The following is a 17985-nucleotide window of genomic DNA, read 5'->3' as shown; positions in this document are numbered from 1 at the left end:
TGTTTATATTTATTCTTTTAAGAATATGCAGTAAAAGCTTTAAATCTTTCCAAGGTTTTTGTCTTAGCGATGCCTAAATTACATAATTTATATTTATTTTAACAAATATTTAGATGGAAATTTTAATTTTTTTACATCAAGAATCGTTCTACGTCTAATTATGTCGATGTTTAGCAATTTAAATGATATGAAGATGTGTCTTTACAACTACTTTTAGACTGAAAGTCACAATTTTATAAAGGCGGTTTTATAGTATATTTTTGTCGGAACCGTTTATGTTGTGCTTAATTTTATGTCCCATTCCGTTGCTCACATATCCAGCAACGGCTTCTTTCTTTAAAGTGCCGTTTTCTAGGTATTCTAGTGTTATCGAGCAATCACCTGGAATTTTTATCCAAAAGGTTTTACTTTCATTGGGTTTTAAATCTGAAAGCTCTTCGGTTTTGCATCCTTGAATTTTAATTCCTGTAAGGTTGTTTTGGGTCGTGTTTGTAATGTTAATCCTGATGGTGTTCATTAAAAGCATAGCGATCCAGATAAATAGAAACATAACAGGGATATTAACGAGCATTAATCCGCCAGTACTAAGCAGCCTTTTACGGTTAATGACATCCGATTTAGATTTGAAAACAATGGCAAATAAGAGTATTACATTTACAATTGCTGCAAGCAGTATATATGCGTAACCTACAAATAACAGGGTATTGTTGGAAGTGAGAAAGTACATTCCGAAAATGAATGCACCAATAAGAAACGTTATTAATGTTGTTAATTTTCCTGTAGAAATATAGTTGTTGGCTTTCATTGTTTGCAGGTACTGTTAGTAAAAGATTAACTTAAGTTGCAACAATATAGCTATAAATAATCACTTAGCGAAGCCAATTGAAGTCGTAAAGCGATATTTTTTTAATGATGTTATTCGTTTACATCATACTCAAAAAAACTAAACATATTACCGCCATAACTTTTAGAAAAACTAAAATGTTCGAGATCCGATAAATCGGTGTGCTTAGAGTGTTCTACAATTAAAATACCGTCGTCTTCCAATAAATTGTTAGCAAATACTAATTCTGGAATTTTAGAAAACGCGTCGGTTTCAAAAGCATACGGTGGATCGGCAAAAATAATACTTGCCTTTAGTGTGGCTTGTTCCAAAAATTTAAACACATCGCTTTTAATGGTTTGTATGGGCATATTAAACGTTTCGGCAGTCTGGTTTATGTATTTAATACATCCAAAGTCTTGGTCTACACAAGTGATTTGTTCTGTACCTCTAGACGCAAATTCGTAACTGATACTTCCAGTGCCAGCAAAAAGATCGAGCACAGCAATTTCATCAAAATAATATCGGTTATTTAGTATGTTGAACAAGGCTTCTTTGGCCATATCTGTTGTTGGCCTAACAGGTAAGTTTTTAGGTGGTGTAAGCTTTCTTCCTTTATATAATCCTGAAATAATACGCATTAAAAACTGTTTAAAAGAACAAACTCGGCATGCTGTGTTTGTGGTTGTTGTTTAAAAGTAAAATTATTTTTTCGTTTACCAAAAGATATGTGTCTAACATATGTATAGGCAATTTCGTAAAGCTCGTCGTGTTTAAGTATTTGCCCTATAAATACAAGCTCAACGGTTTCTGGACTTAATTTAAGTTGTTCTATGGTAAAGAGTACGTAGTAAATAAAATCCTCTTTTGTAGTGTATTCGAATGTGTTAAAAAGTTGAAGTTGCCCATTATTAACACAAATAATGTCGAAATGGTTAATATCTATATGTAAATATAATTTTGGAAGCGGATTGTTCTTTTCGAGTTGTAATACCGATTCTATTAAAATAGTAGAATAGTGTTTGTAGGTGAAGCTTCCAAAATGATCGTAAATAAAATTATTAACATTTACGTAGGGCACATATACATTTACCGTATCGTTACTTTCTATGGTGTCGAAAGTAATGTAATCGGTTTTTAAAATTTTAGAATTGAATTTCAGATAATCGGCAAGATGGTTTTCGCTAAAAAGTGCTTTAGGAACTAAAGTAGACAGTTCGTTAACATGAATAATCTGTACGCTGCTAAACTCTTCTTGAAGCGCAGCTTCTATTTTAAATAGCGACTGTAAGTGCTGTACCAGCTGAAAAGGGGTTTCGTGTTTTTTAAAATCGATATGTTTTAAAGTAATTATTTCTAATTTAGATCGATCTAAAACACAAAAAGAAAGTCCACTCAAACTAATTTGAATGGACAATTCTAGGTATTTTGTAGTATGTTTTGTTTTACTCGTTGCTTCCAAAAGTTTTTGGCCAGTTTCCGTTTGTTTTAACTTCGTCTAAAGAACCTACTTGAATGCGGTCTCCGTTAACGCCGTCTACAGATACCACTTGGTTTTCTTGAATTACCAAATCGCGATCTTGGTCTGAAAGAATAACATCTTTTTTAACAGAAGCTTCAAAAACAGGAATTTTAACATCGCTTTGGTCTAGTGTTCCAGCTTTCATTTCTATTTTAGCTCCTGCAGGACCAATACCTTCTGGTAAATTCATCATGGTTTTGTAACGTGTAGAAGTCTTAAATAAAGAGTCTTTTACAGGAACAAATCCTAAGGTGTCTATAATAATAATATCTTTAGTCATTTCTACACCACCGTAACGCTTAGTAAGCTCTTCATCTATAATAGTAGAGTCTCTACGTTGTGTAATTGTGTATTCTGCAGTATCAATAAATTTAATTAAGTTTTCGAAATTTCCAGCAAACTTTCCAGTTACTTGGCGATGTGCTAATTGTGCATCTCTAATATCTATAAGTTTATCAATAACTTGCGTATAGCGTTTGTTTTTTATTTGGTTGAATTGGATAGGTTTGTATACCGAGTTAAATGTTTGGTATCCTAGAAAGACAATAAGTGCCCAAAGTGCAATAATTAAAACTGGTTTAAAACTAGAAGGTAAAAATTTGTCAATTAGCCAAACTAAACCAATTGTAAGCAGAATAGCCGCAACTGCAATAAGAATTATTGTAAACATAGTGTTTTTTGTTAATTAAATTTTATTAAAGGTCTTTCGCAAATCTACAATTTTTTTTTATTCGTAAAAACCTAAGTGAATAAAAATCATTTCTATCTTTGAATAAAACTTCGGTCGAAGCCTTACTAAATGAACGTATCTCAATTTTATTTCCTTATAAAACAGCAATTTCCGTTTACACCAACACCAAAACAGGATGTTGTTTTATTACAGTTATCAGAATTTATTTTTAACACAGACCCCAAAGCATTGTACGTGTTAAAGGGGTATGCAGGAACAGGTAAAACAACAATTGTTAGCACTTTAGTAAATAATTTATGGAAAATTAAAAAGAGTGCCGTACTTATGGCACCTACAGGACGCGCGGCTAAAGTAATATCTAATTATTCCAAAAAAGAAGCGTTTACAATACACCGAAAAATATATTTTCCTAAAAAAGAAAAATCTGGCGGTGTTAAATTCGTTTTACAACCCAATAAACATAAAAACACTATTTTTATTGTAGACGAATCGTCTATGATACCCGATACTCCAGGCGAATCTAAACTGTTCGAAAACGGTTCGTTGCTAGACGATTTAATGCATTATGTTTACGGCGGACATAATTGTAAACTTCTGCTTATTGGAGATACTGCCCAATTACCTCCTGTAAAATTAGATTTAAGTCCTGCTTTAGAGCCTAGAACCTTAGCGCTTAATTATAATAAAGAAGTGGTTCAGGTAGAACTAGACGAAGTGGTACGTCAAGAACAAGATTCAGGAATTTTATACAACGCCACACAGCTTCGCGAGAGTTTGTCCGATACCTTTTTCGATACGTTTAAGTTTCAGCTTAAAAATTTTAGCGATGTGGTACGATTGATTGACGGACAAGAAATTATGGACGCCATAAACGATGCTTACAGTACCTTAGGTAACGAAGAAACAGCTATAATAGTACGTAGTAATAAACGTGCCAATTTGTATAATCAGCAAATTCGTAGTCGCATTTTGTTCAACGAAAACGAACTTACCGCAGGCGATTATTTAATGGTGGTTAAGAATAATTATTTTTGGGTAAAACCATCATCCGAAGCAGGTTTTATAGCTAATGGAGATATTATTGAAGTTTTGGAAATTTTTGCTTTTAAAGAATTGTATGGTTTCCGTTTTGCCGAGGTTAAAGTGCGTATGGTAGATTATCCAAGAATGAAGCCTTTCGAAACGGTATTACTTTTAGATACCATTGCTGCCGAAACACCTTCGCTATCTTACGAAGATTCTAATAAATTGTACCAAAATGTAATGGAAGACTACCAAGAAGAAACGAGTAATTATAAAAAATTTATGAGCGTAAAAAAGAATACTTTTTTTAATGCGCTACAAGTTAAGTTTTCTTATGCCATTACTTGCCATAAGTCGCAAGGGGGGCAATGGCATACCGTTTTTGTAGAACAACCTTATTTACCAAACGGTATAGATGTCGATTATTTGCGTTGGTTGTATACGGCAGTTACTCGTGCCAAGGAAAAGTTGTATCTTATAGGCTTTAAAGACGATTTTTTTGAAACCGAATAAATTATAAATCATGTCTGCCGAAACTGTCATTAGTATTTGTTTAGGTGTGGGACTAGCCGCCTCGGTGGGGTTTAGGGTGTTCCTGCCTCTTTTTGCTTTGAGCTTGGCGGCGTATTTTAATATTTGGCCGCTAAATGAAGCTTGGCAATGGATTGGGAGTTTACCTACACTTACAGTATTAGGAGTCGCAACGGTGGTAGAAATTTTAGCCTATATAATACCCTTTGTAGATAATTTGTTAGATAGTATTGCTGTACCATTAGCAGCTATTGCAGGTACAGCCGTTATGGTTTCTACAGTAACCGATTTGAGTCCGGTTATAACTTGGGCCTTGGCCATTATAGCAGGTGGGGGCACGGCTGCGGCTATTGCTGGCACCGCTTCGGCTACACGATTAACCTCGTCTGCAACTACCGCAGGGATAGCAAATCCAATAGTTGCTACAGTCGAAACTACAAGTGCTGTTGTATTAGCTGTAGTTTCTATATTTTTGCCTGTTTTGGCTATTATACTGGTAATCGGTATTTTCTTTTTTATTGCTAAACTTTATAAAAAGTTTAAACCGCAATAGGCTTTAAAGTCTGTTATAAAACCCTATTTTTGGAACTGAATTAATTTTGTTTTTATGAAGATCATTTCTATGATTCCGGCGCGATATAGTGCTTCGCGCTTTCCTGGTAAACTCATGCAGGATTTAGAAGGGAAACCTGTTATCTTAAGAACTTACGAAGCTACCGTAGCTACTCAATTATTTGATGATGTTTTTGTTGTAACAGATAGCGAGGTTATTTACGATACTATTGTTAGCCATGGAGGGAAAGCCATAATGAGCCAAAAAGAGCACGAATGCGGAAGCGACAGAATTGCTGAAGCTGTAGAGCACTTAGATATCGATATTGTGGTTAACGTGCAAGGCGACGAACCTTTTACAGAGGCATCATCTTTGCAAAAGTTAATAGAAGTATTTAAAGATGATAAAGACAAGCAAATCGATTTAGCATCTTTAATGGTTCATATTACAGATCAAGACGAAATTAATAATCCCAACACCGTAAAAGTGATTGTAGATAATTTTAACTTTGCGCTGTATTTTTCTAGAAGCCCAATACCTTATCCGCGCGATAAAAATATAAACGTAAAATATTTTAAACACAAGGGCGTTTATGCCTTTAGAAAAGAAGCCATACTCGATTTTTACAATTTACCAATGAAACCTTTAGAAGCATCCGAAAAAATAGAATGTATTAGGTATTTAGAGTACGGTAAACGCATTAAAATGGTAGAAACGCATGTTGAAGGCGTAGAAATAGATACACCAGAAGATTTAGAACGTGCTAAAAAATTATGGAAATAGAGTACAGTAACATAAAAGTTATTGGCTTTGATGCCGACGATACACTTTGGGTTAACGAAACCTATTTTAGAGATGCTGAAGCCGAATTTGCAGATTTATTATCGCAGTTCGAGACCAAAAATAAAATAGATCAGGAGCTGTTTAAAATGGAACTGAAAAATTTACCCATGTATGGTTACGGTATTAAAGGTTTTGTGCTTTCTATGGTCGAAATGGCTCTCGAATTGTCTAACAATACAGTGGCGAATACGACCATTCAAGAGATTTTGAATATCGGTAAGCGCATGATTAATAAACCTGTAGAATTATTAGACGGCGTAGAAGATGTGCTTCAAACCTTATCGCAGTCCTACAGACTTATAGTGGCAACCAAAGGTGATTTGTTAGATCAAGAACGTAAATTGCAACAGTCGGGGTTATTGCAATATTTTCATCATATAGAAGTGCTAAGCGATAAAAAGGAAGAAAATTACTCTAAACTTTTAAATCATTTAGATATAAAACCGTCAGAATTTTTAATGATCGGTAATTCATTAAAATCAGATGTTCTGCCATTAATCAATATTAAAGCGCATGCTATACATGTGCCGTTTCACACCACCTGGTTACACGAACAAGTCACCGAAACCGAAACCAATGGTAAAGCCTATAAAACCATTTCGGCCTTACCAGAAGTTTTAAAACTTTTAAATTAATAACTAACTATTGATGTTTTTTAAACAGAATACATGAATTACAAAAATTTTCCAATGGTGTCTAAAGTGGTTTTTGGACGCGGTAGTTACAGTCAATTAGGAGAAATATTAGAGCCTAAACGCCTAAATGTTAATGCGCCTTTTATTTTTTTAGTTGATGATGTTTTCGAAAAAAACGATTGGATTACAAAACGCATACCTTTAGCATACGAAGATAAAATTATTTTTATTTCTGCTGCCGAAGAACCTAAAACCGAACAAGTAGATAGTTTGGTAGAGCATATAATATTAAATTTTAAAGAACGACCTTCAGGCATCATTGGTATTGGTGGTGGTACTGTGCTAGACATGGCAAAAGCAGTCGCTATTATGCTTACCAACCCCGGAGAGGCTAAGGATTATCAAGGTTGGGATTTGGTTAAAAATCCAGCTATATACCATGTTGGGGTGCCTACAATTTCTGGCACGGGGGCCGAAGTGTCCAGAACAACAGTACTTACTGGACCAGACAAAAAACTAGGCATAAATTCCGATTACACACCGTTCGATCAAGTGGTTTTAGATCCCGAATTAACTAAAGATGTTCCTAAAAACCAATGGTTTTACACGGGTATGGATTGTTACATTCATTGTATAGAATCGCTAACAGGTAGCTATTTAAACGTGTTTAGCCAAAGTTATGGAGAAAAAGCCTTAGAGTTGTGTAAAGACATTTTTTTACACGATACGCTTTCGCCAGAAGAATCGCAAGATAAATTAATGATGGCTTCTTGGCATGGCGGTATGAGTATTGCTTACTCTCAGGTAGGTGTTGCCCATGCTATGAGCTATGGTTTAGGCTATTTATTAGGCACAAAACACGGTATAGGAAATTGTATTGTTTTTAATCATTTAGAAGAGTTTTATCCAGAGGGCGTTGCCTTGTTTAAGGAAATGAAAGCTAAGCACAACATCGATTTGCCTACCGGTTTATGTAAAGCTTTAACCGATGAAGAATTCGATATTATGATAGATGTGGCCTTAAGTTTAGCGCCGCTTTGGGAGAATGCTTTAGGAAGTAACTGGAAAACTATTATGACTCGCGAAAAGCTTAGAAGCCTGTACGAGAAAATGTAAGCAGCATGTTAAAGTCGCTCTATAGATTTATATATTTTAAAGTGTTGAAGTGGAAGCTGATTGGAAGTTTTCCCGAGCATTTAAAAAAATATATCGTAATAGCCGTTCCACATACCAGTTGGCACGATTTTTACATTGGCTTATTAATTCGAAAAATTACCGAAACACCTATAAATTTTGTAGCAAAAAAGGAATTATTTAAATGGCCTTTTGGCATGTATTTTAGAAGTGTTGGTGGTGTGGCTTTAGACAGAACCTCAGGGCAAAATAAGGTTGAAGCTATTGCGCAATTATTTCGCGAGCGGGAAGAATTTCGATTAAATATTGCACCCGAAGGAACGCGCAAGAAAGTCGATGCGTGGAAAACTGGTTTTTATTATATTGCCAAGGCAGCAAAAGTGCCTATAGTAATGGTGACATTCGATTTTGGTAAAAAGCAAAATGTTATTTCAGAACCCTTTTATCCTACACAAGATATGGCAGCCGATTTTAAGGTAATGCACCATTTTTTTAGAGATGTAAAAGGGAAAATCCCAGAGTATAGTTTCGATGCCGATTAGTGCTACACTAACGTTAATCCGTTAATAGATAAAATTAAAGTCGAAATAAAAACTACGCGCCAAAAATCGGCTGGTTCTTTAAAAATAAATTGCCATAAACAAGGTGGTTACAGCTCCCATGCTAGCCCAAACAGAATAAATTATCGGCTAAAGTAAGTTTTTAAACTAAACCAATTGGGTGTGTTGTGCTTCAATACTATCGGCAATGGCATCCCAAAGTTGTAATCGCATATTCAAAGCTTCTTTGGCTATATTTAAAACTTCTTCCCATTTTAAACTATCGGTACCACATAGTTCCGAAATCATTTTAAGGGCAATTGGGCCGTGCTCGTCGCCGTCTAGTTCTATATGACGTTTTAGGTAGTAAGAAAGTTTACTGTAAGATGTGTTTTCGGTTTCGTTTTGATTTATGATTTCGAAAAACATGTCTGGAATAATGTCTTCCCTACCAAATGTAAAGGCCGATGCTATTAAGTGTGGTTTATTACTATCTATTACTTTGAAAGTGAATTCCATAAAATGGCGCACAGCTTTAGAGGTATTAACCAATTTAGCCGCTTTAAGGACTTCTATTTTATTTTCTATAAGCTGAATGAAAGTTGTTATAGGGGTGGTGTCTGCCTCAATTTGCTGCATGGCATCTATATACATTTCAAAATGGCTTTTGGCTTCACCTAGTTCGTTTACATCACTTTCTTCGCCATGAACAATTTCATTAATAAAACGGGCCAATTCTGGATGAGGTGCCGGTACCCAAGGCAACGATACTGTAGTAAATTGTAGTTGAAGCGCTTTTAGTAGCGACATAAAATCCCAAACAGCATAAACATGGCTTTCCATAAAAATTTTAATATCGTCTATTTGCGATAGGGTTTTATAGAGTTTATGGTCTTTTAGTTGTTGTCTTAAATTAGAGAGTTCGGTTTCTATGTATTGCAATTGTACCATAGTGTGTGGCAATTAATGAGATTTTAAAAATTCAGTTTGCAAAAGTACAAAAGCGAAAAGATATATTGATATTATGGGTTTAAATATATTTAAGAAGGAGTGTACTAAATTTAGGGTACAAAAAAAGGGATTGAAATCTTTCAATCCCTTTTTTTGTAAGTAGCTTACTAGTTTATGCGTCGTCTTCGGCAGATTCTTGCATAGTATGATACACGTTTTGCACATCGTCGTCTTCTTCAATTTTTTCGAGAAGTTTTTCTACATCTGCAGCCTGTTCTGCAGTAAGTTCTTTAGTAACTTGCGGAATGCGTTCAAAACCAGAAGATAGTATTTCTATGCCTCTAGATTCTAACTCGGACTGAATGGCTCCAAAGCTTTCAAACGGCGCATAAATTAATATGCCATCTTCGTCTGCAAATACTTCTTCGGCACCAAAGTCTATTAATTCTAATTCCAGTTCTTCTGGGTCTATACCTTCAGCATTTATTCTGAAGTTACAAGTGTGGTCAAACATAAAAACCACCGATCCCGAAGTTCCTAAACTTCCGTCGCATTTGTTAAAATAGCTGCGTACGTTGGCAACGGTACGTGTGTTGTTGTCTGTTGCGGTTTCTACCAAAATAGCAATTCCATGAGGGGCGTAGCCTTCAAAAAGCACTTCTTTGTAGTCGCCTAAACTTTTGTCGCTTGCACGTTTAATAGCTCGTTCTACATTGTCTTTTGGCATGTTTACAGCCTTGGCGTTCTGGATAACCGCTCTTAATCGCGCATTGCTATCTGGATCTGGACCACCTTCTTTAACGGCCATTACAATGTCTTTACCAATGCGAGTAAAGGCTTTACTCATGGCAGACCAACGTTTCATTTTGCGTGCTTTACGAAATTCAAAAGCTCTTCCCATGTTTTACTGTGTATTTTTTGTTTAGTTGGCTGCAAATTTATAAAAAATTACAACAACTTATTTGTAATTTAATCTTCTTCGGGTTCTACAATAGCTTCAATAGCTTTTGCTAGTTTAAAATCTTTTTCGGTTACCCCGCCTTCGCTGTGTGTACTTAGTGCTATGGTTAGTACATTGTAAGTATTGCTCCAATCGGGGTGGTGGTTTAGGGCTTCACATTCAAAAGCAATTCTGCTCATGGCACTAAAACAATCTTTAAAATTTTCGAATTCGAATTCTACATGAATGGCGTCGTCGTAATATTCCCAATCAGGAAATTGTAACAGTCGTTTTTCGATGTCTTGTTCTGATAATTTGCTCATAATGATTTGTTTTTTATATGCTATTAAAGTAGTGTTTTTTATATGCTATTAAAGTAGTGATTTTAAATTGTAAAATCAATCATACTTCTAATTCTCTTAAGATTTCTTGACTGTGAAGTTGTAAGTGTTTGGGTAACAGATTTTCTTTAGGTAAAACAGCTAAATATCTATCGTCGTTTGTTGTAAATACATGCTTGTATATGGGTGAAGTATGCCCAATGGTTTTAACGATGTCTTTTATAAATTCGTCGTGATGCACTAAATCTGTACTGCCTAGATGATAAATGCCGTATTTATTTCGGTTGATGATATAATGTATTTGTTGCGTAATTTTAGACTCGTTAGTAACGTTTAAAATCAGGTTTGGAAATACTTCTATTGGGGTTTTATCTATCAAATGTTGTTTAATGTCTTTAATGCGCGGAGATTGCGAACCAAAAACCATAGGCAGCCTTAAAATAACAATTTGTTTTTTTGGTAAGCGCATGAGCATATTCTCTATTTTTATTTTGAAATGCCCGTAAATACTATGGCTTAAAGTCTTATCTAATTCGTAGCTAGGGTACTGACTGTAAGCATCGAAAACATTGGCAGACGACATAAAGAACAAGCGCGTATTGTGTTTTAAAATATACTCTACCAGATGTGTGTGTGCAATGACTTGTGCCGAAAAATCGCCGCGAAGTGCAGAAATGATAATAGTGGGGCGAATGGCGTCTAGAATCTCAAAAACATCATCTTCTTCTACATTGTATTGAAAAAAATGTTTATTGTCTTCAAAAGTTTTCCGTGCTGTATTAAACGTACCATAGGTTTTAAAATAGGAGCAGAGCTCTTTATAAATGGCATTGCCTATAAAGCCGCTTGCTCCTAATATTAAAATTCTATGTTTATTTGCGTTCTCTTTCATTACAGTAAACTTTACGAGAAGCTAATATGGTATTTTACACTTTGTAAAATGGTAATTTTACCACAGTTGCCGGAATGGCTTTTTTGCGTATTTGAATGTAAATTTTACTATCAGGTGTAGCTAATGCTTTAGGTACGTATCCTAAACCAATACCAATACCTAACGAAGGCGACATTGTGCCCGAGGTTACTGTACCAATGGTGTTTCCGTCGCTATCTACAATATCGTAACCATGACGCGGTATACCACGTTCGTCTAATTTAAAAGCTACCAATTTGTTTTTTACCCCATTAGTTTTTTCGGCTAAAAGGGCTTCAGAATTGGTGAATTCTTTGGTGAATTTAGTAACCCAACCTAAACCAGCTTCAATTGGCGATGTTGTGTCGTTTATATCATTTCCGTATAAACAATACCCCATTTCTAAACGCAGGGTATCGCGAGCTGCTAATCCAATAGGTTTGGCACCTGCTTCAATAACCTTGTCCCAAATTTGTTGTACCTCGCTGTTTTTGCAGTAGATCTCGAATCCACCACTTCCTGTATATCCTGTTGCCGAAATAATAACATGGTCTATACCCGCAAAATCGCCGACTTCGAAATTGTAAAATGGAATGTTGGCAAGGTTATGGCTGGTTAATGGCTGCATGGCTTCAACCGCTTTAGGACCTTGAATGGCAAGTAACGAATAATCGTCGCTGAGGTTACGCATAGTGGCGTTAACATCGTTTTTAGAGCTAATCCAATTCCAATCTTTATCTATATTACTTGCATTTACCACAAGTAAATACGTTTCTTCTTTTATCTTGTAAATAATGAGGTCGTCTACTATACCGCCGTTATCGTTTGGTAAGTAGCTGTATTGCGCTTTACCTATGGTTAATTTCGAGGCATCGTTGCTGCTTACTTTTTGAATTAGAGCCAAAGCGTTTGGGCCTTCTATTAAGAATTCCCCCATGTGGCTGACATCAAAAACACCAACTCCTGTTCTTACTGTCTCGTGTTCTATGTTTACACCTTCGTATTGTACAGGCATATTAAACCCTGCAAAAGGAACCATTTTTGCGCCTAAAGCTTCGTGTGTCGCAGTTAAAGCTGTATTTTTCATTTAGTTTGTATTGAATGTTGCGCAAAAGTATTGAATTTTATCTGTTTTAAACGAAGCAGGTTTATAAAATAAGGTTAAAAGCAGTTTTAGTGTGTAACCTAAAGGTATTCCAATAATTTAAATTTTGGTAAAAAATAAAATCTCAGATTATAAGAAATCTGAGATTTTTATCGTTTTTGCTATTAGTTAAGAAGAAAGCGGTTAGTTTAGTTATTCTTTTCGCTTATTTATTTTATTACTACACGTTTTGAAGCTGTGCTTTGTCCAGAATTTACTTTAAGAATGTAAACACCTTTAGCCATTTTAGAGACATCGATGGCGTTGTTTACTAAGTTGTTGGTTTCGAACACCTTTAAACCCAAAATATTGTATAAAGCAACAGAATCTATAGTAGATCTAGTACCAGAAACTATAGATAGATTTGTTTTAGCTGGGTTTGGAAACACTTTTAACTGAGACGCAAATACATCTTTTACAGATAATGAAGAGCTTTCGTTGGTTAATGTTACAGAGTAAATAAAGGTTTCGTCTTCGCCAGCAGACCAAGCATATTCTTTATCATCTACAGGTGGAGTGTTGGGTCTGCCTATACCTCTAAAAAATAAAGCAATACTGGTTTCGTCTCCACTTTGAAACGTTACTTCGTAAAAGCGACGATCGGTATCGCCAGGGTAAGAACGCACTTCTTCTACAATATTATTCTCAGGTAATTCGGCTATCGCGATATTGTCGTAACCAAAGCCTGATTGCGGTTGTTCTGTCGATACCGTATAGTATGTTGGTGTATACCCATCTTTGTAACCAGAACCTCGTAAAACACGAACTTCTAACTGGCTTGGCTCTGATGCCCCATCACCCAAAGAGTTAATTCTGGCTTCGTAAGTTAACTTGTAATTTCGGTTAGGTATTACGGCAATTTCTTGATACATTAAATCCGACTCAAATTCATCAAATTTTACAGCTCTTTTAATGCCCTCCTTTTCTTCGTCGGTAAGCCCTGTTGTAGACGTTTCAGCTTGATCGCCCAAATCTTTGTTAATCCATTGCGAACAGGAACAGTCGCTTCCAGAATCTTTTGGAATTTGATTTAATTCGCCATTTTGAACAATAGGTTGTTCGTCTTGGGCATACATAGCTACAGTAGCTAATAAACACATAGAGAGTAAAGTTTTTTTCATAATAAATAGTTAATTGTTGTTATTAAAAATGATTCGTTTACTGGAAAACCAATCTGGTTAACCAAATATAATAAAAATAATTAGCCATTTACTATTTTTCTTATTAAAAAAAATAAATTAGCGTAATTTATTTTGTGTATTTGTGAGTTTGTGGCTTTGTTTGTTGATGAATTACCAATATGTTAACATTTTATTTGATGAGATATTACAAGGGGTGGAACCGAAATATGCTGAATAAGACCTTATAATTTTCTGTATAAGATCTTTCAAGTTGCACGGAATAAAAACCTAATGTTTGTAATATATTATCTTAACATGTATATTTGATTAACCACGAAACCAACCCAATAATGCCTGTTAATCAACACTCTAAAATTGTACTATGTTTTCACCTAATGGTGTGTATACTTTTTTTTACTGAAAAAGCCGGAGCCCAAATAAATTACGAATATGCTAAGAATAAAAGTTTTTATTTAGGGTCTTATGGTCGCGTTGGTGTAGGGTGGTCTTTCGATAATGGTGATGCTGTAGGAAGGAGTCTTAATTTACTCAACATGGGAAGTATAGGAGGTCGACTAGAAGAACAAGATTATTTAGAGTTAGTACCAAATCTTGTTTTTAAACCCAAAGAAGGCGATAGCACAGAAATACATGTGCAAATGCGACTTTCGGTGTATTCTACTAGTTTAACTTCAATCGGTAATTCTTCAACATCCAGTATTGGCGGATTAACATTTGCGTTGCCCGAATTATATGCCGAAGCTAGAAACATTAGAGGCAAAGGTTTAAATATTTGGATAGGTTCGCGTTTGTATCGTGGTGCCGATGCACATGTTGCCGATCATTTTTACTTTAACGACCACTCGGGGCAAGGCGTTGGGGTAGAGTATAAAAAATCCAGATTGGCAGCTATATTTGTCGCATCTACAGATACAACATCCACATTACCACCATATTTTTATTTGAATATCAAAACAGGAACCCCAAGTGCTGCCTTACGACAACGTACTGTTTTTATTGGAGAACATGATTTTGTAATTAACGAAAACAATGCAATAACAGCCATGGGCGAAGTCCATTATATGGGAAATGGCGACGAGGAAAACAACATTACCGAAGCAGGTGATGTAGAACACGCCGTAAACTTTCCGTCCGATAAAGGCTTTGTGTTGGGCGCAAGATACCATAGACGATTAGATAAGTTGAAAGCTGGATCGTTTAACGATTTTACTATACGATATGGTACAGGAATTGCCAATGGGGGCGATGGTGGACTCTCTAAAACCTGGTTAACTTTTGGTGCGCCAGATTCTACTTCGTTAAGTTTTAAAGGTGCCTATTCTTTAGCCGTGGTAAATAATACGGTTTTAAATATATCGGATTCGTACTCGGTAAATGCCTATGCAATTTTAACCAGTAGTAAAGGAGGTGCAGCATCAAACCATAGGGCGCCAACATATTTTGATCGCGAGGTGTTTAATAGAAAATTAGATTTTACAATTGGAGCTAGAAATGAATTTTTTATAAGTGATTTTTTTCATATTCTGGGCGAATTACATTATTCTCAACGTAAAGATGGCGAAAACCCTAATGCAAGAATGACCAAGCTAAGTGTAGCTCCCGTTTGGGTCCCCACAGGTAAACGCGATATTTGGGCGAGGCCCCATTTGCGGTTTATAATGTCTTTAGCACATTACAACGACTTTGCTAAAGAAAACCTGTATTCTCCATACTTACAATTTGCTGGCGAACAGCGTTGGGGCTATTATTTTGGATTTAAAGCAGAATGGTGGTTGTGGAATTAAGTTTCTTTAATCAATTTGAAAATAAAAAAGAGAAGGTTGGCTAAAAGTTAATTTTTCGTCAATCTGAATTTATTTTCAGATTCTCATAATTATTGAATTTCAATATGATGAGATTCTGTGTCAAGCACAGAATGACATACTGTTAGACTTTTTAGCCAACCTCCTTTTTATAATATAAGTGGTTCTAGCTTAACAAATGGGCTTTTAAATCGGAGTAAGAGTCTATTTTTATAGATTTTTTCTTTTTATCCATAACTGCAACAATTTGAGGTGGTAAATCGATATTTTCTCTTATGGCTTCTCCAACAACATCTAAAAATTTGGTTGGATGTGCTGTTTCTAAACAAACACAGTGCGCATTTGGATGTGTTTCTAAATAGGCTTTAGCACCTAAGTAGCCTACAGCACCATGCGGATCGGCCACATAACTAAACTCGTTATAAATTTCTTGCATAGCTTCAATAGTTGCTTTGTCTGAAAAACTATAAGACGATAAGTTTTCTTTTAGTGTGCCGAAGTTATTGTTATAAATTTCCTGAATTCTTACAAAGTTACTTGGGTTACCCACATCCATGGCATTCGATATGGTCTGAATTGAAGGTTTAGGGTTGTAAGTTTCGGTATCCAGAAAACGAGTTACCACGTTATTTTCGTTATTCGATGCTATAAAGTGAGAAACAGGTAGTCCCAATTGTTGTGCCATCATACCAGCACAAACATTTCCGAAATTTCCGCTAGGTACAGAAAACACAATATTTTCATATTTGTCATGAAGCGCTTTGTAGGCAAACATAAAATAAAAAAGCTGTGGTAACCAACGTGCTACATTTATAGAATTTGCAGAGGTTAATTTCATTTTTGAAATCAGATCGTCATCCAGAAATGCTTGTTTTACCATGTCTTGACAATCGTCGAAAGTGCCGTTTACCTCTAATGCGGTAATGTTCTTTTTTAAGGTTGTAAGTTGCTTTTCTTGAATATCGCTTACTTTTCCGCTTGGATATAAAATAACTACGTTTACACCTTCAACACCTAAAAAGCCATTGGCAACAGCACCGCCAGTATCTCCAGAAGTGGCTACTAAAACAGTAACATCTTCTTGTGCGTTTCCTTTAGAAAAATAACCTAAACAGCGTGCCATAAAACGGGCGCCAACGTCTTTAAAAGCCATGGTTGGGCCATGAAATAATTCTAAGAAAGATAGATTTTTATTGAGTTCTACTACTGGAAAATCGAACGATAAGGTATCTTCTATAATTTTTTTTAGATCGGCTTCTGGTATTTCTGGCGAGACAAATTGTTTAATCGCTTCAAATGCAATGTCTGTATGCGATAGTTTATCTATATTTTTAAAAAAATCGGGAGATAAAGGTGTAATCGATTCAGGGAAATATAAGCCTTTGTCTGGTGCGAGTCCGCGTATAACAGCATCTTTAAATGTGGTATCGGGAGCTTGTTGGTTTAAACTAAAATATTTCATAGCGTTGTTTGTTTTATTTTTGTCTAAGTCGTTATTTTTAAAGTTAGTTGTTTAAAATTTTCATGCCTTTAGCATTGATTTTCGATACATAAATATCGAACTGTATGTCTGTAGTTTGATACACCTCTTTTATCGCCATCTCTACAGCTTTAGCAGCGTCTAAGCCTTCGCATAGCGAAAATATTGAAGGGCCAGAACCTGAAATACCAGTACCTAATGCACCAGATTGTAAAGCTGCAGATTTAACCGCATTATAAAAAGGAATGAGTTTACTGCGATGTGGTTCCACTATAGCGTCGTGTAACGACCTTTTAATAAGCTGATAGTTATTGGTGTGCAAAGCATGAACCAGACTCCCTACGTTGGCCCATTGGGTAATGGCGTCGTTTAAGTTAACCTGTTTAGGTAAAATGGCGCGTGCCTCGGCTGTTTTAATTTCTATTTGAGGGTGGATTATAGTCGCGTATAAATTATCGGGTGTTGGTATTTCTAGAACTTCTACGTTAGGTTTTACACTTTTAACCAGAGTAAAACCACCAAATAGGGCAGGAGCAATATTATCGGCATGCTCGCTTTGGCTGGCCAAGGCTTCCCCTTTCATAGCAAAATACGTTAGCTGTGTTTTGTTGTAAGGTTTGCCTAGAAGTTCGTTAATAGCAAAAACACTTCCGGCAGCACTTGCAGAACTGCTACCTACGCCGCTTCCAGGTTTAATGTTTTTGTATATTTCTATTTCGAAACCACAATCGGGGTTGGCATCTTCAATTAAAGCTAAAGCAGATACTCCGGCTACATTTTTCTCGGCTTCAAAAGGTAAATCGTAACCTTCTATCTTAGTGATATGAATCCCTTTTTTAGAAGTTTTTCTCACGACCATGTCGTCGCCAATACTGTCTAAGCAAAATCCTAAAACATCAAAACCACACGATACGTTAGCTACAGTTGCGGGCGAAAATATTTTTATTTCGTTCATTAGTTATTATCGGGCAAGCTAAGCTG

Annotated in this window: 19 protein-coding genes; 7 read left to right on the top strand and 12 right to left on the bottom strand. The window is 35.7% G+C overall.

What is annotated here, in order from left to right; translation table 11 throughout:
- Nucleotides 1–247: 247 nt before the first annotated feature.
- From ACR9EA_RS10275 to ACR9EA_RS10260, 4 genes are all read right to left on the bottom strand, one after another.
- Nucleotides 248–805 carry a hypothetical protein gene (locus tag ACR9EA_RS10275; protein WP_435132470.1) on the bottom strand — a complete coding sequence of 186 codons (558 nt, stop codon included), beginning with the start codon at nucleotides 803–805 and terminating at the stop codon, nucleotides 248–250.
- Between the two features lie 110 nt (nucleotides 806–915).
- Nucleotides 916–1464 carry a 16S rRNA (guanine(966)-N(2))-methyltransferase RsmD gene (rsmD, locus tag ACR9EA_RS10270; protein ID WP_435132467.1) on the bottom strand — a complete coding sequence of 183 codons (549 nt, stop codon included), beginning with the start codon at nucleotides 1462–1464 and terminating at the stop codon, nucleotides 916–918.
- Nucleotides 1464–2285: a DUF3822 family protein gene (locus ACR9EA_RS10265; RefSeq protein ID WP_435132465.1), complete on the bottom strand. Its 822-nt coding sequence runs from the start codon at nucleotides 2283–2285 to the stop codon at nucleotides 1464–1466. Before ACR9EA_RS10265 ends, rsmD begins: the two co-directional genes overlap by 1 nt.
- Nucleotides 2269–3015, bottom strand: a complete 747-nt coding sequence (locus ACR9EA_RS10260) for a hypothetical protein (RefSeq protein ID WP_435132462.1) — start codon at nucleotides 3013–3015, stop codon at nucleotides 2269–2271. The genes ACR9EA_RS10265 and ACR9EA_RS10260 overlap by 17 nt, the downstream gene beginning before the upstream one ends.
- Before the next feature lie 129 nt (nucleotides 3016–3144).
- On the opposite strand from ACR9EA_RS10260, the gene ACR9EA_RS10255 reads away from it, so the two are divergent.
- Genes ACR9EA_RS10255 through ACR9EA_RS10230 form a run of 6 tightly spaced genes read left to right on the top strand, consistent with a single transcriptional unit; the run spans nucleotide 3145 to nucleotide 8297 of the window.
- Nucleotides 3145–4572, top strand: coding sequence for an ATP-dependent DNA helicase (locus tag ACR9EA_RS10255; protein WP_435132459.1), 1428 nt, complete (start codon nucleotides 3145–3147; stop codon nucleotides 4570–4572).
- Between the two features lie 10 nt (nucleotides 4573–4582).
- On the top strand, nucleotides 4583–5143 hold the full coding sequence (locus ACR9EA_RS10250; protein ID WP_435132456.1) for a DUF4126 domain-containing protein: 561 nt from the start codon (nucleotides 4583–4585) through the stop codon (nucleotides 5141–5143).
- A gap of 54 nt (nucleotides 5144–5197) precedes the next feature.
- Nucleotides 5198–5926 (top strand): 3-deoxy-manno-octulosonate cytidylyltransferase, encoded by a 729-nt coding sequence (kdsB, locus tag ACR9EA_RS10245; protein ID WP_435132453.1) that lies wholly within the window; start codon nucleotides 5198–5200, stop codon nucleotides 5924–5926.
- Nucleotides 5917–6621: an HAD family hydrolase gene (locus tag ACR9EA_RS10240; protein ID WP_435132451.1), complete on the top strand. Its 705-nt coding sequence runs from the start codon at nucleotides 5917–5919 to the stop codon at nucleotides 6619–6621. Before kdsB ends, ACR9EA_RS10240 begins: the two co-directional genes overlap by 10 nt.
- A 33-nt stretch (nucleotides 6622–6654) precedes the next feature.
- Nucleotides 6655–7737, top strand: a complete 1083-nt coding sequence (locus ACR9EA_RS10235) for an iron-containing alcohol dehydrogenase family protein (RefSeq protein WP_435132448.1) — start codon at nucleotides 6655–6657, stop codon at nucleotides 7735–7737.
- Nucleotides 7738–7742: 5 nt separating this feature from the next.
- A complete protein-coding gene (locus ACR9EA_RS10230; protein WP_435132445.1) occupies nucleotides 7743–8297 on the top strand; it encodes a 1-acyl-sn-glycerol-3-phosphate acyltransferase in 555 nt (184 codons plus the stop codon).
- A 165-nt stretch (nucleotides 8298–8462) separates the two neighbouring features.
- Here ACR9EA_RS10230 and ACR9EA_RS10225 read toward each other — a convergent pair whose 3' ends face one another.
- The 6 genes from ACR9EA_RS10225 to ACR9EA_RS10200 all read right to left on the bottom strand — a co-directional run bounded on the left by ACR9EA_RS10225 (nucleotide 8463) and on the right by ACR9EA_RS10200 (nucleotide 13701).
- Nucleotides 8463–9257 (bottom strand): DUF3050 domain-containing protein, encoded by a 795-nt coding sequence (locus ACR9EA_RS10225; protein WP_435132442.1) that lies wholly within the window; start codon nucleotides 9255–9257, stop codon nucleotides 8463–8465.
- Between the two features lie 160 nt (nucleotides 9258–9417).
- Nucleotides 9418–10146: a YebC/PmpR family DNA-binding transcriptional regulator gene (locus ACR9EA_RS10220; protein ID WP_435132439.1), complete on the bottom strand. Its 729-nt coding sequence runs from the start codon at nucleotides 10144–10146 to the stop codon at nucleotides 9418–9420.
- 68 nt (nucleotides 10147–10214) lie between these two features.
- Nucleotides 10215–10508, bottom strand: coding sequence for a 4a-hydroxytetrahydrobiopterin dehydratase (locus ACR9EA_RS10215; protein WP_435132436.1), 294 nt, complete (start codon nucleotides 10506–10508; stop codon nucleotides 10215–10217).
- A 79-nt stretch (nucleotides 10509–10587) separates the two neighbouring features.
- On the bottom strand, nucleotides 10588–11418 hold the full coding sequence (locus tag ACR9EA_RS10210; RefSeq protein WP_435132433.1) for a sugar nucleotide-binding protein: 831 nt from the start codon (nucleotides 11416–11418) through the stop codon (nucleotides 10588–10590).
- Nucleotides 11419–11452: 34 nt separating this feature from the next.
- Complete coding sequence (gene gcvT, locus ACR9EA_RS10205; protein ID WP_435132431.1) at nucleotides 11453–12523, bottom strand: glycine cleavage system aminomethyltransferase GcvT; 1071 nt, start codon at nucleotides 12521–12523, stop codon at nucleotides 11453–11455.
- 227 nt (nucleotides 12524–12750) lie between these two features.
- Entirely contained in the window at nucleotides 12751–13701 is a 951-nt protein-coding gene (locus ACR9EA_RS10200) for a T9SS type A sorting domain-containing protein (protein WP_435132428.1), read from the bottom strand.
- Between the two features lie 395 nt (nucleotides 13702–14096).
- Between ACR9EA_RS10200 and ACR9EA_RS10195 the strand changes: the two genes are divergently transcribed.
- On the top strand, nucleotides 14097–15506 hold the full coding sequence (locus tag ACR9EA_RS10195; protein WP_435132425.1) for a carbohydrate porin: 1410 nt from the start codon (nucleotides 14097–14099) through the stop codon (nucleotides 15504–15506).
- A gap of 184 nt (nucleotides 15507–15690) precedes the next feature.
- On the opposite strand, the gene thrC is transcribed toward ACR9EA_RS10195, so the two are convergent.
- Together thrC and ACR9EA_RS10185 are read right to left on the bottom strand one after the other, a co-directional pair.
- Nucleotides 15691–16986, bottom strand: coding sequence for a threonine synthase (gene thrC, locus ACR9EA_RS10190; protein ID WP_435132422.1), 1296 nt, complete (start codon nucleotides 16984–16986; stop codon nucleotides 15691–15693).
- A 43-nt stretch (nucleotides 16987–17029) separates the two neighbouring features.
- A complete protein-coding gene (locus ACR9EA_RS10185) occupies nucleotides 17030–17959 on the bottom strand; it encodes a homoserine kinase (RefSeq protein WP_435132419.1) in 930 nt (309 codons plus the stop codon).
- Nucleotides 17960–17985 lie beyond the last annotated feature (26 nt).

The organism is Formosa sp. A9, assembly GCF_051200825.1.
GTDB lineage: Bacteria > Bacteroidota > Bacteroidia > Flavobacteriales > Flavobacteriaceae > Formosa.
The sequence above is the reverse complement of the archived record's forward strand: the minus strand, read 5'-3'. Positions and strand labels throughout refer to the sequence as shown.

What these genes read in the sequence shown, in the direction of transcription:
- ACR9EA_RS10275 (WP_435132470.1), bottom strand. Translation starts at nt 805, where the DNA reads ATGAAAGCCAACAACTATATTTCTACAGGAAAATTAACAACATTAATA.
- rsmD (WP_435132467.1), bottom strand. Translation starts at nt 1,464, where the DNA reads ATGCGTATTATTTCAGGATTATATAAAGGAAGAAAGCTTACACCACCT.
- ACR9EA_RS10260 (WP_435132462.1), bottom strand. Translation starts at nt 3,015, where the DNA reads ATGTTTACAATAATTCTTATTGCAGTTGCGGCTATTCTGCTTACAATT.
- ACR9EA_RS10255 (WP_435132459.1), top strand. Translation starts at nt 3,145, where the DNA reads ATGAACGTATCTCAATTTTATTTCCTTATAAAACAGCAATTTCCGTTT.
- ACR9EA_RS10250 (WP_435132456.1), top strand. Translation starts at nt 4,583, where the DNA reads ATGTCTGCCGAAACTGTCATTAGTATTTGTTTAGGTGTGGGACTAGCC.
- kdsB (WP_435132453.1), top strand. Translation starts at nt 5,198, where the DNA reads ATGAAGATCATTTCTATGATTCCGGCGCGATATAGTGCTTCGCGCTTT.
- ACR9EA_RS10240 (WP_435132451.1), top strand. Translation starts at nt 5,917, where the DNA reads ATGGAAATAGAGTACAGTAACATAAAAGTTATTGGCTTTGATGCCGAC.
- ACR9EA_RS10235 (WP_435132448.1), top strand. Translation starts at nt 6,655, where the DNA reads ATGAATTACAAAAATTTTCCAATGGTGTCTAAAGTGGTTTTTGGACGC.
- ACR9EA_RS10230 (WP_435132445.1), top strand. Translation starts at nt 7,743, where the DNA reads ATGTTAAAGTCGCTCTATAGATTTATATATTTTAAAGTGTTGAAGTGG.
- ACR9EA_RS10220 (WP_435132439.1), bottom strand. Translation starts at nt 10,146, where the DNA reads ATGGGAAGAGCTTTTGAATTTCGTAAAGCACGCAAAATGAAACGTTGG.
- ACR9EA_RS10215 (WP_435132436.1), bottom strand. Translation starts at nt 10,508, where the DNA reads ATGAGCAAATTATCAGAACAAGACATCGAAAAACGACTGTTACAATTT.
- ACR9EA_RS10210 (WP_435132433.1), bottom strand. Translation starts at nt 11,418, where the DNA reads ATGAAAGAGAACGCAAATAAACATAGAATTTTAATATTAGGAGCAAGC.
- gcvT (WP_435132431.1), bottom strand. Translation starts at nt 12,523, where the DNA reads ATGAAAAATACAGCTTTAACTGCGACACACGAAGCTTTAGGCGCAAAA.
- ACR9EA_RS10200 (WP_435132428.1), bottom strand. Translation starts at nt 13,701, where the DNA reads ATGAAAAAAACTTTACTCTCTATGTGTTTATTAGCTACTGTAGCTATG.
- ACR9EA_RS10195 (WP_435132425.1), top strand. Translation starts at nt 14,097, where the DNA reads ATGGTGTGTATACTTTTTTTTACTGAAAAAGCCGGAGCCCAAATAAAT.
- thrC (WP_435132422.1), bottom strand. Translation starts at nt 16,986, where the DNA reads ATGAAATATTTTAGTTTAAACCAACAAGCTCCCGATACCACATTTAAA.
- ACR9EA_RS10185 (WP_435132419.1), bottom strand. Translation starts at nt 17,959, where the DNA reads ATGAACGAAATAAAAATATTTTCGCCCGCAACTGTAGCTAACGTATCG.